Origin of the sequence: Streptomyces sp. JHA26 (assembly GCF_002005565.1) — a bacterium.
GTDB lineage: Bacteria > Actinomycetota > Actinomycetes > Streptomycetales > Streptomycetaceae > Streptomyces.
The window spans coordinates 55,112-70,168 of sequence record NZ_BDJC01000032.1 but is presented as its reverse complement, the minus strand read 5'-3'; the positions used below and the strand labels follow the sequence as shown (position 1 = coordinate 70,168).

The window sequence follows — 15,057 nt, the reverse complement described above, 5'->3', positions numbered from 1 at the left end:
GTGCGCCACGGGCGCGGTCCGCCTACGCTCACCCCGTGCTGCGCATCCTCGACGCCCGGACCGGCGAACCGGTCCCCGCCGCCCCCGTCCGGCGAGGCTTCACCCGGGTCGAGGCGCACGTGCCGGACCGGGACACCACCGGCCTGCGCGTACTCCTCGTCGCCGACCTCCTCGTCCGTGCCCTGGAACTCGACGGCACGCCCGTGTGGGCCCTGCTGACCGGCGCAGAGGCGGGGGACGGGCTGCGGGCGGACGCCGCCGCCCTCGGTATCCGGCCCTTCGAGGCCGGACCGGGCGGACCGGGCGGACCGGCCGCGTCCCAGGCCCTCCACGTCGTGCGCGAGGGCGCCGTGGTGCACGAGGGGACGACGGTCGCCGTCGCCCCCGCCGACCCGGCCGACCCGGACACCCTCGCCGGAGCCGACCCCTACGCCCTGCGCCTGGCCCTGCTGGAACGGCACAGGAGCACACCCGTGCACCTCGACGCGGCGGCGCTGGACGACGCCGGCGCCACCCTCACCCGTCTGCGCCGAGCGGTCGCCGCCTGGGCGCGCCGGCCCTCCCGTCCCGTCCCCGCAGACGTGCGCGACCGGCTCCGGGCGGCCTGGGAGAGCGACCTGGACACCCCTGCCCTCCTCGGGGTGCTGCGCCGGGCCGGGACCGACCCGGCCGTCCCGGACGGCGCCCGGTTCGAGACCTTCGCCCACGCCGACCGGCTCCTCGGCCTCGACCTGACCCGCGACGTGGGAACCGCCGCCTGACCTCGACCGGGCGGCGTCCGCCGCCCGCACGGCCACGGACTAGGCTGACCGGATGCAGGACGAGTACCGCACGGTGCCCCGGGCGGGCGTGCACGAGACCGAGATCAACCGCTCGCGCTTCCTGTGCGCCCTCGCCCCGGCGGCCACCGAGGAGGAGGCCCAGGCGTTCATCGCCTCCGTGCGCAGGGAGCACGCCGACGCCACCCACAACTGCTGGGCGTACGTCATCGGCGCCGACGCCGCCGTGCAGAAGGCGAGCGACGACGGGGAGCCCGGCGGCACCGCGGGCCTCCCGATGCTCCAGATGCTGCTGCGCCGCGACATGCGGTACGTCGTCGCCGTCGTCACCCGGTACTTCGGCGGCGTCAAGCTGGGCGCGGGCGGTCTCATCCGCGCCTACGGCGGAGCGGTCGGCGAGGCCCTGGACGACCTCGGCACCCTCACCCGCCGCCGGTTCCGCCTGGCCACGGTGACCGTCGACCACCAGCGGGCCGGCAAGCTCCAGAACGAGCTGCGCGCGACCGGGCGGGAGGTGCGCGACGTGCGGTACGCCGAGGCCGTCACCATCGAGATCGGCCTGCCGGACGCCGACGTGGACGCCTTCCGGGGCTGGCTGGCGGACGCGACCGCGGGCTCCGCCCGGTTCGAGCTCGGCGGGGAGACGTACGGGGACGTCTGAGGGCGGGGAGGCGTACGGGGACGTCCGGGAGCGGGAAGACGCACGGGGGCGGGGCGTCGAACCGGGACGCCGGTCGGGAACCTCACCCTCGGGACGCACGGAAACGGACGTTTCACCACAACACCGGCCGACGGGCGCCGTGGGGGCGGGCGTTCGTGGAAGGCGAGGGGCGCGGACGTATTAGCGTGGTGCGGACCGGCCGCCACCAGGCGGTCGCTCGTGTCGACGGTGAGGCTGCGGTGGGAGTGGGCGTGCGGGGCGGAGCGGACTCGTGAGACTGCTGCACACGTCCGACTGGCATCTGGGCCGGGCGTTCCACCGGGTGAACATGCTCGACGCGCAGGCCGCCTTCGTCGGCCACCTCGTCGAGACGGTGCGTGAGCACCGCGTCGACGCCGTGCTCGTGTCGGGGGACGTGTACGACCGGGCGGTGCCGCCGCTCGCCGCGGTCGAGCTGTTCGACGACGCCCTGCACCGCCTCGCCCGCCTCGGGGTGCCGACGGTGATGATCTCCGGCAACCACGACTCGGCCCGCCGCCTCGGCGTCGGCGCCGGGCTCATCGACCGCGCCGGCATCCACCTGCGCACCGACCCGACGGGGTGCGGCACCCCGGTGGTGCTGGCCGACGAGCACGGGGACGTGGCCCTCTACGGGCTGCCCTATCTCGAACCCGCCCTGGTGAAAGCCGAGTTCGGAGTCGAGAAGGCGGGGCACGAGAGCGTGCTCGCCGCCGCCATGGACCGGGTCCGCGCCGACCTCGCCACACGCGCGCGGGGCACCCGCTCCGTCGTCCTCGCGCACGCCTTCGTCACCGGCGGCGAACCGAGCGACAGCGAACGGGACATCACCGTCGGCGGGGTCGCCGCCGTGCCCTCCGGCGTCTTCGACGGCGTCGACTACGTGGCGCTGGGGCACCTGCACGGTTGCCAGACCATCACCGAGCGCGTCCGCTACTCGGGCTCCCCGCTGCCGTACTCCTTCTCGGAGGCCGCCCACCGCAAGAGCATGTGGCTCGTCGACCTGGACGCCGGCGGCTCGGTGACCGCCGAGCGCGTCGACTGCCCGGTGCCGCGGCCGCTGGCCCGGCTGAGGGGCACCCTGGAGGAGCTGCTCGCCGACCCGGAGCTGACCCGCCACGAGGAGGCGTGGGTCGAGGCGACCCTCACCGATCCCGTACGGCCGGCCGACCCCATGGCCCGGCTCACCGGGCGCTTCCCGCACACCCTCAGCCTCGTCTTCGACCCCGACCGGGCCCCGGACGACCCGGCGGTCTCCTACGCCCGGCGCCTGGCGGGCCGCAGTGACCAGCAGATCGCGGAGGACTTCGTGGCGCACGTGCGCGGCGCGGGGCCCGACGACCACGAGCAGACCGTGCTGCGGGACGCCTTCGACGCGGTGCGCGCGGACGAGACCGTGCGGGAGGTGGCCCGGTGAGGCTGCACCGGCTCGACATCACGGCCTTCGGGCCCTTCGGCGGATCGCAGAGCGTCGCCTTCGACGAGCTGTCGGCGGCCGGGCTGTTCCTGCTGCACGGACCGACGGGCGCCGGCAAGACGTCCGTCCTCGACGCCGTCTGCTACGCGCTGTACGGCTCCGTCCCCGGCGCCCGGCAGAGCGGCCAGGGCATGACCCTGCGCAGCGACCACGCCGCCGTCGGCACCCGCACCGAGGTGCGCCTCGAACTCACCGTCGCCGGACGGCGGCTGGAGATCACCCGGCAGCCGCCCTGGGAACGCCCCAAGCTGCGCGGCAGGGGCACCACCGTCGACAAGGCCCAGACCTGGCTGCGCGAGTACGACGCGACGGCCGGGACCTGGAAGGACCTCAGCCGCTCCCACCAGGAGATCGGCGAGGAGATCACCCAGCTGCTCGGCATGAGCCGTGAGCAGTTCTGCCAGGTCGTGCTGCTGCCCCAGGGCGACTTCGCCCGCTTCCTGCGCGCCGACGCCGAGGCCCGCGGCAAGCTGCTCGGCCGGCTCTTCGACACCCGCCGCTTCGCCGAGGTCGAGAAGCGCCTCGCCGAGCGGCGCCGCACGACCGAGGCCCGGGTGCGGGAAGGGGACGCCGCACTGCTCGCGGACGCCCACCGGATGCAGCAGGCCGCCGGCGACGCCATGGTCCTGCCGGAACTGGCACCCGGCGAACCGGGCCTCGCCGAGGCCGTGCTGAGCGCGGCCGCCGTCGCCCGCAGCACCGCCGGGGAACTGCTGGCCGTGGCCGACTGCCGGCTCACCGCCGCCGAGGCCGCCCAGGCCGCCGCCGAGCGGGCCCTCGCCGACACGCGCGAACGGGACCGGCTGCAACGGCGGTACGCCGAGGCGCGGGAGCGGGCCGGGCGGCTGGCGGAGCGGGCCGACGCCCACCGCGCCGCACAGGAACGCATGGAGCGCGCCCGCAAGGCGGAAGCGGTCGCCCCCGCCCTGGGGCTGCGGGACGCCGCCGACGCCGAACACCGGAGGGCGGTCGAGGCCGAGGCACGGGCGCGGGCCCTGCTGCCCGAGTCCCTGGCCGACGCCGGCGCCGCCGGACTGGCCGCCGCAGCACGCCGGACCGCCGAGGAACTGGGCTCGCTGGAGTCGGCCCGGCGGGCGGAAGGACGCCTCGCCGAACTCGCCGCGGAACGCGCCGGACTGGACCGGCAGGAACGCGCCGACGAGGACGTCGCCCACGAGGCGGAGACCTGGCTGACCGACTGGGAGACGCGTCGCGCCGGCCTCCAGGCCCGCGTCGACGCCGCACAGGAGGCCGCGACCCGCGCCGAACAGCTCGCCGTGCAGCGCGATCCGGCGCGGCGGCGGCTGGACGCGGCCCGGGAACGGGACCGGCTCGCCGTCGAGGCGGACGCGGCGGAGCGACAGGCGCTGGCCGCGGCACAGGACGCCGTCGAGGCCCGCGCCCACTGGCTCGGCCTCAAGGAACAGCGGCTGAACGGCATCGCCGCCGAACTCGCCGCACACCTCACCGACGGTGAACCCTGCGCCGTGTGCGGCGCCACCGAACACCCCGCCCCCGCACGCCGGATCATCGGGCACGTCGGCCGGGACGCCGAGGAGCAGGCGCTCGCCGCCCACCATGAGGCGGAGGAGTGGCGCGCGGACGCCGAACGGCGCCTCGGCTCCCTGCGGGAGGCACTCGCCGCCGCCACGGCGGAGGCCGGGAACACCCCCGCCGGGCAGCTGGCCGAAGAGGCCGAGGAACTGGAGCGCGGATACGCGCGGGCGCGGGCCCTCGCCTCGGGACTGCACGCCGCCCAGGAGGAGCTGCGCCGGGCGGAGCGGGAGCGGGAGCAGCGCATCGCGGCCCGGCAGGAGGCCGCCGTCCGGGCCGCCTCCCGCGTGGCCCACCGGGAACGGCTGCAGCGCGAACACGCCTCGCTGGAGGAGGAGTTGGTCCAGGCGCGCGGCACGGCCGACAGCGTCGCCGCGCGGGCCGCCCAGCTGGAGCGGCGGGCCGCCCTGCTCACCGAGGCCGCCGACGCCGCGCGCGTCGCCGAGGACACCGCCCAGCGCCTCAAGGACGCCGACGCCCGCCTCGCCGACGCCGCCTTCCGGGCCGGCTTCGACACACCGCGGGAGGCGGCCGACGCCCTCCTCGACGACACCGCCCACCGCGACCTGCAACGGCGGCTGGACGCCTGGCAGGCCGAGGAGGCCGCCGTCCGCGCGGTCCTCGCCGAGACCGACACCGCTGCCGCCGCCCGGCAGCCCCCTGCCGACGTCGACCGGGCGGAGCGCGAAGCGGCCGACGCGGGACGGAGACTGAGGGACGCCTCCTCCGCGCGCGACGCCGCCGCCCGGCGCTGCGCCGAACTCGGCCGGCTGTCCGCGCACGCCACCACCGCGGCGCGCCGGCTCGCCCCCCTGCGCGAGGAGTACGACCGCGTCGCCCGCCTCGCGTCCCTCGCCGCGGGCACCTCGGCGGACAACGACCGCCGGATGCGCCTGGAGTCGTACGTGCTCGCGGCCCGTCTGGAGCAGGTCGCCGCCGCCGCGACCGCGCGGCTGCGGCGGATGTCCTCGGGCCGCTACACCCTCGTCCACTCCGACGACCGCACCGGCCGCGGACGCAGCGGCCTCGGACTGCACGTGGTCGACGCCTGGACCGGCCGGGAGCGGGACACGGCGACCCTGTCCGGCGGCGAGACCTTCTTCGTCTCCCTCGCCCTGGCACTGGGCCTCGCCGACGTCGTCACCGACGAGGCGGGCGGGGTCCGCCTGGACACCCTCTTCATCGACGAGGGGTTCGGCAGCCTGGACGACCAGACCCTCGACGAGGTCCTCGACGTCCTGGACTCGCTGCGCGAACAGGACCGCAGCGTCGGCATCGTCAGCCACGTCGCCGACCTGCGGCGCCGGATCCACGCCCAACTGGAGGTCGTCAAGGGCCGGTCGGGTTCCGTGCTGCGGCAGCGGGGCCTCGGCTGAGCCGGTCTCAACGGCCCAGGGGACGACGGGGCAGTGGCGAGGAGTACACGACGCTCGTGGTCACCGAGCCCAGCGCGCCGATCCGGCCCGACACCTCCTCCAGATGCCGCATCGACCGGGCCGCGACCTTGATCACGAAACAGTCGTCGCCCGTGACGTGGTGCGCCTCCAGGATCTCCGGCGTGACGGCCACCAGGTCGTGGAACGGCTTGTAGTTGCCGGTCGGGTACCTCAGCCGCACGAACGCCAGGATCGGCATCCCCAGCCGTTCCGGGTCCACGACGGCCGCGTACCCCCGGATGATCCCGGCCTCCTCCATGCGGCGCACCCGCTCGGTCACCGCGCTCGCCGACATGGAGACGGTCCGGGCCAGCTCGGCGAAGCCGGTCCGCCCGTCCCGCTGGAGGACGTCCAGGATGAGCCAGTCGGTGGCGTCCGGGGAATACGTGGTCATGCCGTAGGGATAGCAGGGGAATCCCCGCCGGATCAAGGGGAGCGCCGGGGATCGTCACTTCTGGGGAGGGCGCGGCGCCCGTAGATTTCCGGTCAGGAGATCCACCGAAGGAGAGGCCGGACCATGATCACCACCAACCCCGTGCTGCGCGTCGCCCCCGCCGCCCCCGCCGACGCGGCCGCGTACTTCCGGGCGAGCCTCGCCTTCCACGCCGACGTCTCCGACGTCGCCGCCGCGCTGGCGGCCGGCGGCGACCCGGGGTTCGTCGTCGTGGACTCCCGCTCCACCGAGTCCTGGGACCAGGGCCACGTCCCCGGAGCCGTCCACCTGCCGACCGCGCTCATTCCCGGACAGGCCGCGCACCTCCTCGATCCCGCCGTGCCGGTCGTCACCTACTGCTGGGGCCCCGGCTGCAACGGCGCCACCCGCGCCGCGCTCGCCCTCGCCGAACTCGGCTACCAGGTCAAGGAGATGCTCGGCGGCTTCGAGTACTGGGTGCGCGAGGGCTTCGCGTACGAGACCTGGCAGGGCACCGAGCGCCACCCCGCCGACCGGCTGACCGCCCCGGTGGACGCGGCCGACTGCGGCTGCTGACGGCCGCGCGGGTTCTGCCGCACGGTGCGATGCGCGGAGCCGGGCACGGTGGAGGGGGCCGAGTCGGGCGGCGGTCCGCTCATAGCGGTGCCGGAGACGGCCCTGCCGCTCCGGACCGGCGCCGACGGCGAGGAGACGGCCTCCGACCACGACCGGGCCCGCGCGCCCGACGACCCGGCCCGCCTCATCGCGTGGCTCGCCACGGACGAGGCGGGCCGGGCCACCGGTCAGGTCGTCGACACCGAGGGGGACTTCCGGCGCTGACCGGCTGTCAGAGCCGCGACAGCTCGTCCACCAGGTCGTCCAGGCCCAGCGAGCCCTGGGAGAGCGCCGCCATGTGCCACGCCTTCGCGTCGAAGGCGTCGCCGTGCCGCCTGCGGGCGTTCTCCCGGCCCAGCAGCCACGCGCGCTCGCCGAGCTTGTAGCCGATCGCCTGGCCCGGGATCGTCAGGTACCGGGTCAGCTCGCTCTCCACGAAGTCCGCCGGGCGGCTGCTGTGCGCGGCGAAGAACTCCTGCGCCAGCTCCGGGGTCCACCGCTCACCCGGGTGGAACGGGGAGTCCGCCGGGATCTCCAGCTCCAGGTGCATGCCGATGTCCACGATGACCCGGGCCGCCCGCATCATCTGCGCGTCCAGGTAGCCGAGCCGCTGTTCCGCGTCCGTCAGGAAGCCCAGCTCGTCCATCAGCCGCTCCGCGTACAGCGCCCAGCCCTCGGCGTTGGCGCTGACCATGCCCACCGAGGCCTGGTAGCGCGAGAGGTCCTCGGCGACGTGCGCCCACTGGGCGAGCTGGAGGTGGTGGCCCGGGACGCCCTCGTGGTACCAGGTGGAGACCAGGTCGTAGACCGGGAAGCGCGTCTGGCCCATCGTCGGCAGCCAGGTGCGGCCGGGGCGCGAGAAGTCCTCCGACGGCGGCGTGTAGTACGGGGCCGCCGCGCTGCCGGGCGGGGCGATGCGCGACTCCACCTTCCGCACCCGCTCGGCGAGTTCGAAGTGGGTGCCGTCCAGCGCGTCGATCGCCTGGTCCATCAGGCCCTGGAGCCACTCGCGGACCTCGTCCACGCCCTCGATGTGCCTGCCGTGCTCGTCCAGGTGCGCCAGCGCCACCCAGGGCGTCTCGGCGCCCGGCAGGATCTTCTCCGCCTCCCGCTTCATCTCGGCGAGCAGCCGGTGGTACTCGGCCCAGCCGTACGCGTACGCCTCGTCCAGATCGAGGTCGGTGCCGTTGTAGTAGCGCGACCAGCGGGCGTAGCGCTCGCGGCCCACCGTGTTCGGGGCGCCCTCGATCGCCGGCGCGTACACGTCGCGCATCCAGTCCCGCAGCTCCACCACGGCCGCGGTCGCGCCCCGCGCGGCCTCGTCCAGCTCGGTGCGCAGCGCCTCGGGCCCGGCGGCGGCGAAGTCCTCGAACCAGCCGCGCCCCTCGCCCGTGTCCGCCCACTCGCCGAGCTGCCCGACGAAGGTCGCGGTCGGACGCGGCGCCGCGTACAGCTTGCGTTCGAGGCCCAGCGCCAGGGACTCGCGGTAACCCGCCAGCGCGGCCGGCACCGCGCGCAGCCGCTCGGCGATCCGCGCCCAGTCCTCGTCCGTCCCGGTCGGCGTCACCGTGAAGACCTCGCGCACCGCGTGCGCGGCCGTACCCATGTTGCCGACCGAGCGCAGGCCCTCCTCGGCCTCGTGCACGGCGAGTTCGGCGGTCAGGCGCTCCCGCAGCAGCCGGGCGCAGCGCCGCTCCACGTCGCTGTCGCCGCCCGGCCGGCGCTCGGCCTCGTCGAGCCGGGCGAGGGTGGCCCGCGCCAGCTCCGCGAGGGCTTCCTGCCCCGCCGGGGAGAAGTCGGGCAGGCGGCTGGAACTCTCGGTCACACCGAGATACGTACCGGTGACCGGGTCGAGGGCGATGAGCTCGTCGACGTAGGCGTCGGCGACCTCGCGGGGCAGCGGGCTCTTGGTCTCTGACATGCGGACATCCTCGTACGGATACCGGTGCCGCGTCAGCCCGCTTCGCCCGGCCCGGTACCGCGGGCGGCCGGATTTCGCTCAGGGCGTGGTGCCCGGGAGGGCGGGCGGCAGCAGGGGGCCGCACTCCCACTGCTGGAAGATCAGCCGCGTCTCGACGCGGGCCACCTCCTTGCGGGACGTGAACTCGTCCAGGACCAGCCGCTGCAGGTCCGTCATGTCCGCGACCGCGACGTGCACGAGGTAGTCGTCCGGGCCGGTCAGATGGAAGACGGTGCGCGACTCGGGCAGCGCCCGGATCCGCTCCACGAACGGCCCGACCAGCTCCCGCCGGTGCGGGCGCACCTGCACCGACAGCAGCGCCTGGAGCCCTCGCCCCAGCTTCGCCGGGTCCAGCTCCAGCCGGTGGCCGAGGATCACCCCGGCCCGCCGCAGCCGGGTCACCCGGTCCAGGCAGGTCGACGGTGCGACCCCGACCTGAGCGGCGAGGTCGCGGTAGGTGGTCCGGGCGTCGTTCTGCAGCAGCCGCAGCAGATGAAGATCCACCGGATCCAGTACGACGGAATCGGCCATATGCCGAACGTAGCACGGGAATCCTCCCCGGTGACCCGTCCGCTGTTCACCCTTCCGCCCATGGACTCCGCGCGCACACCCACACCACCGTCCGACGACGTCCGCACCGCCGCACCCGGGAGCAGGGCACTGGCCACCGAGGCCGTGCACGCCGGCCGCGACGACCTCGCCCGCCAGGGGCTGCACGCCCCGCCCATCGACCTGTCCACGACCTACCCGTCGTACGACAGCCGCGGCGAGGCCGCCCGCATCGACGCCTTCGCCGCCACCGGCGCCGACCCGGACGGCCCGCCGGTCTACGGCCGCCTCGGCAACCCGACCGTCGCCCGGTTCGAGACCGCGCTGGCCCGGCTGGAGGGCACCGAGGCCGCGGTCGCCTTCGCCAGCGGCATGGCCGCGCTGAGCGCCGTCCTGCTGGTGCGCGCCTCGGCGGGACTGCGGCACGTCGTCGCCGTGCGGCCCCTGTACGGGTGCAGCGACCACCTGCTGACCGCCGGGCTGCTCGGTTCGGAGGTCACCTGGACCGACCCGGCCGGCATCGCGGACGCGCTGCGCCCGGACACCGGCCTGGTGATCGTCGAGTCCCCGGCCAACCCCACGCTGGCCGAGGTCGACCTGCGGGCCGTCGCCCACGCCTGCGGGTCCGTGCCGCTGCTCGTGGACAACACCTTCGCCACGCCCGTCCTCCAGCGGCCCGCCGAGCACGGCGCCCGCCTGGTGCTGCACAGTGCCACCAAGTACCTCGGTGGGCACGGCGACGTGCTGGCCGGCGTGGTGGCCTGCGACGAGGAGTTCGCGGGGCGGCTGCGGCAGGTCCGCTTCGCCACCGGCGGTGTGCTCCACCCGCTCGCCGGCTACCTGCTGCTGCGCGGCCTGTCCACCCTGCCGGTCCGGGTGCGGGCCGCCTCCGCGAACGCCGCCGAACTCGTCGCGCGCCTCGCCGCCGACCCGCGCGTGGCCCGCGTCCACTACCCGCGCATCGGCGGCGCGATGGTCTCCTTCGAGGTGCACGGCGACCCGCACGACGTCATCTCCCGCGTCCGCCTGGTCACCCCGGCCGTGAGCCTCGGCAGCGTCGACACGCTCATCCAGCACCCGGCGTCCATCAGTCACCGCATCGTGGACGCCGACGACCGCCGCGGCGCCGGCGTGAGCGACCGGCTGCTGCGGCTGTCGGTCGGTCTGGAGGACGTCGAGGACCTGTGGGCCGATCTGGACGCGGCGCTGGGGGAGTGGACGGAGACGGTCCCGGCGCGGCAGGTGCTGTCGGGCACCGGGTGACCGGCCCCGCCCTCCCGGCGCCTACTCCCCGCCGACGCGCTCGCCGTGCGGCAGCCGCGCCACCGGCCGGTCCGCCCGGTCCAGGCGGGCGGTGACGACCAGGGTCCCCTCCTCGATCTGGTACTCGAGGGGGAGGCCCAGGCCGCGCATCGCGGCGACCATGCCGGTGTTCGACGCCTGCGTGACCGCGTACACGCTCGCGCAGCCCGCCTCCGCCGCCATCGCCACGAGCCGCCCGAGCAGCTCGCCGCCGACGCCCCGGCGCTGCCAGGAGTCCTCGACGAGCAGGGCGACCTCCGTCTCGTCCCCGTCCCACAGCAGGTGACCGAGACCGACGATCCGCCCCGAAGCGGTCTGCGCGGCGAGGGTCCGGCCGTGGTGCGGGCCGAGCAGGTGGTTCAGGTAGCGCTCGGCGTCCCCGACCGGGCCGTGGTACCGCATCCCGAGGGTCCGGTCCGAGCACCGTCCGTGCATCGCCTTCGCCGCCCGTAGGTCACGGATGTCGGCGCGGCGGACCGTGAGGGCGTGCCCCTCGGGCAGCGTCAGGACGTCCCGGCCGCGGGGAACGCGCGGACCGAGCCGGGCGTCCAGGTCGACCAGCGCCCGCGCCCGGGCGAACTCGGCGGGTGTGAACGGCAGGTACGGCCGTTCCACGCTGATCACCCCGCCCTCCGGGGCGCGCAGCCGCAGCACGGTGCCGTCGAGGGCGCCCTCCGCCGGAACCTCGGCTTCCGCGCGCCCTCCGGCGGGCAGCGACCGTATCGTGCACCGGCCCAGCAACTGACGCAGCGCCAACGGCAGTTCCGCGGCGTCCAGTGCCGTACGGGCGGCCAGCCCCAGCACCCGGGTCGGCGCGTCGACCAGGTCGTGGGCATCGGCCCGCTCGGTCCAGGTGTCGGTGCCGCCCGCCGCCGACACCACCTCGGCCAGCTCGGATCCGGTCAGTCCGCCCGGGGCGCGGAGCAGGAACTCGTCCACCGTGCCGTCGGCCAGCGGATGGGTCTGGAGACTCAGGATGTCCACCCGCCGGCCGGCGAGGGCCGCGCACAGGGCGGCCAGCGACCCCGGCGCGTCCCGCACCGTCGTCCGCATCCGCCACAGCGCGCTGTCCCCGGAGCCGCCCTGCGCCGCCCGGTCGGGTCCGGGCTCCGCAGCGGCCTGCCCGGACGGCCCGGTCCCCGTCCCCTCGGACGGCGGCCGGGCGCCCGTATCGTCCGCCGGCGGTGCGTGCCCGTGGCGCCGTGCCCACCAGGTGTGGAAGCCGGCCGTGGCGAACAGGGCGGCCGTCGAGGCCACGAGCATGAGGCCCGGTGTCCCGAGGTCGTGCTCGACCGTCCGCGTCAGGGCCGCGGTCACTTCAGACATGTCTGGACTCATGGGACCACTGTGAAGGAACCGTGTTGCGCGATCACGAACGCCCTGTGACCGATGGGTAAAGAGCGCCGGCGCAGGGCCGCGCACCGGGGGATGACGCCGGTGCGCGGCACGACCGACAGGTTACGCGAGCTACTGGCCGACCAGCCCCGGCCGGAGCACCTTGGTGAACAGCACCGTGCCGTCCTGCTCGCGCAGCCGCACCGTCATCTCGGCGCTGTCGCCGTCGATGTCGACCTCGCCGAAGAACTGGTAGCCGCCCGCGGGCGAGACGTTCGAAGCGGTCGGCGCCTTCACGAACACCCGCTCCGGACCGAAGGTGCCGTCGAGCGCGCTGGCCGGGAACGCGCCCGCGTTGAGCGGCCCGGACACGAACTCCCAGAACGGCTCGAAGTCGGTGAACGCGGCCCGCGAGGGCTGGTAGTGCTGGGCCGAGGTGTGGTGCACGTCGGCCGTCAGCCACACCGTGCCGGTGATCCGCCGGTGCTTGACGAAGCGCAGCAGCTCGGCGATCTGCAGTTCGCGGCCCAGCGGCGCACCGGGGTCGCCCTGCGCCACCGCCTCGATGTTCGCCCGGCCCTCGGTGGCGTCGGGCACGACCAGGCCGATCGGCATGTCGGCGGCGATCACCTTCCACACCGCACGCGAGCGCGACAGTTCCCGCTCGAGCCACTCCAACTGCTCGCGGCCCAGGATGCCCTGGGGGTCCACGGTCTGGTCGTCGGGCGAGTTGGCGTTGCGGTACGTGCGCATGTCCAGCACGAACACGTCCAGCAGCGGGCCCTGGTGCAGCACCCGGTGCATCCGCCCCTCGCGCGCGCCGGGCCGCAGGGTGGAGACCGGGACGTACTCGGCGAACGCGCGCCGGGCCCGGGCGGCCAGCGCGTCCACGCTCTTCTCGGTGTAGCGGCTGTCCGTGTCCGCGATCACCTGTCCCGGGTACCAGTTGTTGCGCACCTCGTGGTCGTCCCACTGGACGATCGAGGGGACCTGCGCGTTGAAGCGCCGGAGGTTCTCGTCGAGCAGGTTGTAGCGGAAGTTGCCGCGGAACTCGGCCAGGGTCTCGGCGACCTTGGACTTCTCCTCGGTGGTGATGTTCCGCCAGGTGCTCCCGTCGGGCAGGGTGGCCGTCGACGCGATGGGTCCGTCGGCGTAGATGCTGTCGCCGCTGCACAGGAAGAAGTCCGGGTCCAGGGCGCCCATCGCGTCGTAGATGCGGTAGCCGCCCAGGTCCGGATTGATGCCCCAGCCCTGGCCCGCCAGATCGCCGGACCACACGAACCGCACGCCGTCGCGGCGGCGGACCGGCACCGTGCGGAAGGTGCCGGTGACCGGTTCGCCCGTGCGGCGCGGGTCGTCCGGGTCGGCGAGCAGCACGCGGTAGTGGATCTGCTCGCCCGGGGGCAGTCCGCGCAGCCGGGTGGTGCCGGTGAAGTCCGTCTCCCGGCCGAGCAGCGGTCCGTGCCACCGGTGCGGGTTGCGGAACGACTCGGTCGCGGACGTCTCGACGATCATCCGGGCCGGCCGGTCGGAGCGCACCCACACCAGCCCGGAGTGCGCCGTCACGTCACCCGTCTGCACGCCCCAGCCCGCGGCGGGCCGGCCGGAACGGGCGAACGCCGGTGCCGCCCCGAGGGCGGTGGGCAGGGTCAGGGCCGCCGACGCGGCGAGGGAGCCGCGCAGTACGCTGCGGCGCCCGGGGAGCGGACGGTGGGACATGGATGCGCCTCCAGGGACGGGATCCGGCCGGTGTGTGCGCAGCAAGACCTACTGGGACGGCACGGCGCGCACACGAACCCCGGGTGAACAACCGCCCGCACCCGGCACGACGGAGGACCGCGCCCCTCACCCGCCTGCGGACCGCACCGTCCCGAGCGGTCGACGAGTCGTGCGACAGCCCCCGTACCTCGCGTGGTCCCGGTCGGGCCCCCTGGGCGAGGGAAGGGCCGGACGCCTCACGAGGCGACCGTGCTGGAGGAAGGCTCCGGGGCACCCGCCTCCCGGGTGCGGCTGCCGTCGAGGATCACCCGGGCGACCATCGCCGGGTCGTCGTTCATCGGCACGTGACCGCAGCCGCGCAGCCGCACCAGCCGGGCCCGGGGGATGACCTGCTTGGCGCGTACGCCCTGCCGGGGCAGGAGCAGCCGGTCCCGGTCGCCCCACGCCACGGTGACGGGCACGCCGGGGAGGTCGTCGGTGAACCTGACGGTCCGTCCGGCCCGCAGCGTCTCGGTGAATCCCTCGGCGCGGGCGAGGGCCAGCGTCTCGGCGACCACGGCCTCGGGGGAGCGGCGACCGGGACGGGCGTAGATCGTGCTGGTGAGGACGGTGCGCCCGGCTGCCGTGCGGGCCAGCCGCTCGACCAGGGGCAGGGGCAGGCCGCGCGCGGTGCGGCGCATCCCCTGCAGCACGGTGAAGGCGTAGCGCCGCTCGGCCGGCGTCCAGAAGCCGGCCGGGGACAGGGCCGTCACCGACCGCGCCAGGCCCTGCCGGCCGAGCTCCAGGGCCAGCAGACCGCCCAGGGAGTTGCCCGCCACGTGCGGCCGGTCCAGCCCCAGGGCGGCGCAGAAGGAGCCGAGCACGGCATCGGTCGTCGGCAGGTCGTGCGGCAGCCCGTGCGGCAGCGCGGGCGACCGGCCGAACCCCGGCAGGTCCACGGCCGTCACCTCCCGCTCGGTCGCGAGGATGTCGATCACCGGGTCCCAGGCCTCCCGGTGGTGACCGATGCCGTGCAGCAGGAGCAGCGGCTCGCCGGCGCCCACGCGCGTGTAGGCGAGGGTGATGTCGTGCGGACCGTGCGGGGTGGGGGCCGTGAAGGAGAGCGTCGCGGACATGGGGCTCCTCGTCGGTCGGGGACACGCGGTGCCGGCGGCGCGCGAACGGTGCCGGCGCTGCTGGACAGCCTGTCAGTAAGGGCTACCGATCGGTAGCCCCTCGTCGCCGCCGTCCCGTGCGGGTC

13 protein-coding genes are annotated in these 15,057 nt (G+C 75.3%); 7 read left to right on the top strand and 6 right to left on the bottom strand.

Features of this window, described 5'->3' with window-relative positions; all coding sequences use genetic code 11:
* Positions 1 to 35: 35 nt before the first annotated feature.
* From JHAT_RS20350 to JHAT_RS20335, 4 genes are all read left to right on the top strand, one after another.
* Complete coding sequence (locus JHAT_RS20350; RefSeq protein WP_077799657.1) at positions 36 to 761, top strand: hypothetical protein; 726 nt, start codon at positions 36 to 38, stop codon at positions 759 to 761.
* Positions 762 to 813: 52 nt separating this feature from the next.
* Positions 814 to 1,440 carry a YigZ family protein gene (locus JHAT_RS20345; protein ID WP_077799656.1) on the top strand — a complete coding sequence of 209 codons (627 nt, stop codon included), beginning with the start codon at positions 814 to 816 and terminating at the stop codon, positions 1,438 to 1,440.
* Positions 1,441 to 1,711: 271 nt separating this feature from the next.
* Entirely contained in the window at positions 1,712 to 2,875 is a 1,164-nt protein-coding gene (locus tag JHAT_RS20340; RefSeq protein ID WP_077799655.1) for an exonuclease SbcCD subunit D, read from the top strand.
* Positions 2,872 to 5,865, top strand: a complete 2,994-nt coding sequence (locus JHAT_RS20335; RefSeq protein WP_077799654.1) for an AAA family ATPase — start codon at positions 2,872 to 2,874, stop codon at positions 5,863 to 5,865. Before JHAT_RS20340 ends, JHAT_RS20335 begins: the two co-directional genes overlap by 4 nt.
* Positions 5,866 to 5,872: 7 nt before the next feature.
* On the opposite strand, the gene JHAT_RS20330 is transcribed toward JHAT_RS20335, so the two are convergent.
* Positions 5,873 to 6,319: an Lrp/AsnC family transcriptional regulator gene (locus JHAT_RS20330; protein ID WP_077799653.1), complete on the bottom strand. Its 447-nt coding sequence runs from the start codon at positions 6,317 to 6,319 to the stop codon at positions 5,873 to 5,875.
* A gap of 123 nt (positions 6,320 to 6,442) precedes the next feature.
* Here JHAT_RS20330 and JHAT_RS20325 point away from each other — a divergent pair, with 123 nt between their 5' ends.
* Both JHAT_RS20325 and JHAT_RS35755 read left to right on the top strand, forming a co-directional pair.
* Positions 6,443 to 6,913: a rhodanese-like domain-containing protein gene (locus JHAT_RS20325; RefSeq protein WP_077799652.1), complete on the top strand. Its 471-nt coding sequence runs from the start codon at positions 6,443 to 6,445 to the stop codon at positions 6,911 to 6,913.
* A gap of 24 nt (positions 6,914 to 6,937) precedes the next feature.
* Positions 6,938 to 7,177: an Imm21 family immunity protein gene (locus JHAT_RS35755; protein WP_290439808.1), complete on the top strand. Its 240-nt coding sequence runs from the start codon at positions 6,938 to 6,940 to the stop codon at positions 7,175 to 7,177.
* Between the two features lie 7 nt (positions 7,178 to 7,184).
* Here JHAT_RS35755 and JHAT_RS20315 read toward each other — a convergent pair whose 3' ends face one another.
* Complete coding sequence (locus JHAT_RS20315; RefSeq protein WP_077799651.1) at positions 7,185 to 8,873, bottom strand: DUF885 domain-containing protein; 1,689 nt, start codon at positions 8,871 to 8,873, stop codon at positions 7,185 to 7,187.
* 78 nt (positions 8,874 to 8,951) lie between these two features.
* Positions 8,952 to 9,443: an Lrp/AsnC family transcriptional regulator gene (locus JHAT_RS20310; RefSeq protein ID WP_077799650.1), complete on the bottom strand. Its 492-nt coding sequence runs from the start codon at positions 9,441 to 9,443 to the stop codon at positions 8,952 to 8,954.
* A gap of 60 nt (positions 9,444 to 9,503) precedes the next feature.
* Here JHAT_RS20310 and JHAT_RS20305 point away from each other — a divergent pair, with 60 nt between their 5' ends.
* Positions 9,504 to 10,724, top strand: a complete 1,221-nt coding sequence (locus tag JHAT_RS20305; protein ID WP_077799686.1) for a PLP-dependent aspartate aminotransferase family protein — start codon at positions 9,504 to 9,506, stop codon at positions 10,722 to 10,724.
* Between the two features lie 21 nt (positions 10,725 to 10,745).
* Here JHAT_RS20305 and JHAT_RS20300 read toward each other — a convergent pair whose 3' ends face one another.
* The 3 genes from JHAT_RS20300 to JHAT_RS20290 all read right to left on the bottom strand — a co-directional run bounded on the left by JHAT_RS20300 (position 10,746) and on the right by JHAT_RS20290 (position 14,932).
* The gene (locus tag JHAT_RS20300; protein WP_077799649.1) at positions 10,746 to 12,089 is read right to left on the bottom strand and encodes a GNAT family N-acetyltransferase; all 1,344 of its coding nucleotides are present in this window, start codon (positions 12,087 to 12,089) and stop codon (positions 10,746 to 10,748) included.
* A gap of 141 nt (positions 12,090 to 12,230) precedes the next feature.
* Complete coding sequence (locus JHAT_RS20295) at positions 12,231 to 13,817, bottom strand: alkaline phosphatase (protein ID WP_077799648.1); 1,587 nt, start codon at positions 13,815 to 13,817, stop codon at positions 12,231 to 12,233.
* A gap of 236 nt (positions 13,818 to 14,053) precedes the next feature.
* The gene (locus tag JHAT_RS20290; RefSeq protein ID WP_077799647.1) at positions 14,054 to 14,932 is read right to left on the bottom strand and encodes an alpha/beta fold hydrolase; all 879 of its coding nucleotides are present in this window, start codon (positions 14,930 to 14,932) and stop codon (positions 14,054 to 14,056) included.
* Positions 14,933 to 15,057 lie beyond the last annotated feature (125 nt).

Bases quoted from the DNA above. Each gene is read 5' to 3' on its own strand.
- JHAT_RS20345 (WP_077799656.1), top strand. From the start codon at position 814: ATGCAGGACGAGTACCGCACGGTGCCCCGGGCGGGCGTGCACGAGACC.
- JHAT_RS20330 (WP_077799653.1), bottom strand. From the start codon at position 6,319: ATGACCACGTATTCCCCGGACGCCACCGACTGGCTCATCCTGGACGTC.
- JHAT_RS20325 (WP_077799652.1), top strand. From the start codon at position 6,443: ATGATCACCACCAACCCCGTGCTGCGCGTCGCCCCCGCCGCCCCCGCC.
- JHAT_RS20315 (WP_077799651.1), bottom strand. From the start codon at position 8,873: ATGTCAGAGACCAAGAGCCCGCTGCCCCGCGAGGTCGCCGACGCCTAC.
- JHAT_RS20310 (WP_077799650.1), bottom strand. From the start codon at position 9,443: ATGGCCGATTCCGTCGTACTGGATCCGGTGGATCTTCATCTGCTGCGG.
- JHAT_RS20305 (WP_077799686.1), top strand. From the start codon at position 9,504: ATGGACTCCGCGCGCACACCCACACCACCGTCCGACGACGTCCGCACC.
- JHAT_RS20300 (WP_077799649.1), bottom strand. From the start codon at position 12,089: ATGTCTGAAGTGACCGCGGCCCTGACGCGGACGGTCGAGCACGACCTC.
- JHAT_RS20295 (WP_077799648.1), bottom strand. From the start codon at position 13,817: ATGTCCCACCGTCCGCTCCCCGGGCGCCGCAGCGTACTGCGCGGCTCC.
- JHAT_RS20290 (WP_077799647.1), bottom strand. From the start codon at position 14,932: ATGTCCGCGACGCTCTCCTTCACGGCCCCCACCCCGCACGGTCCGCAC.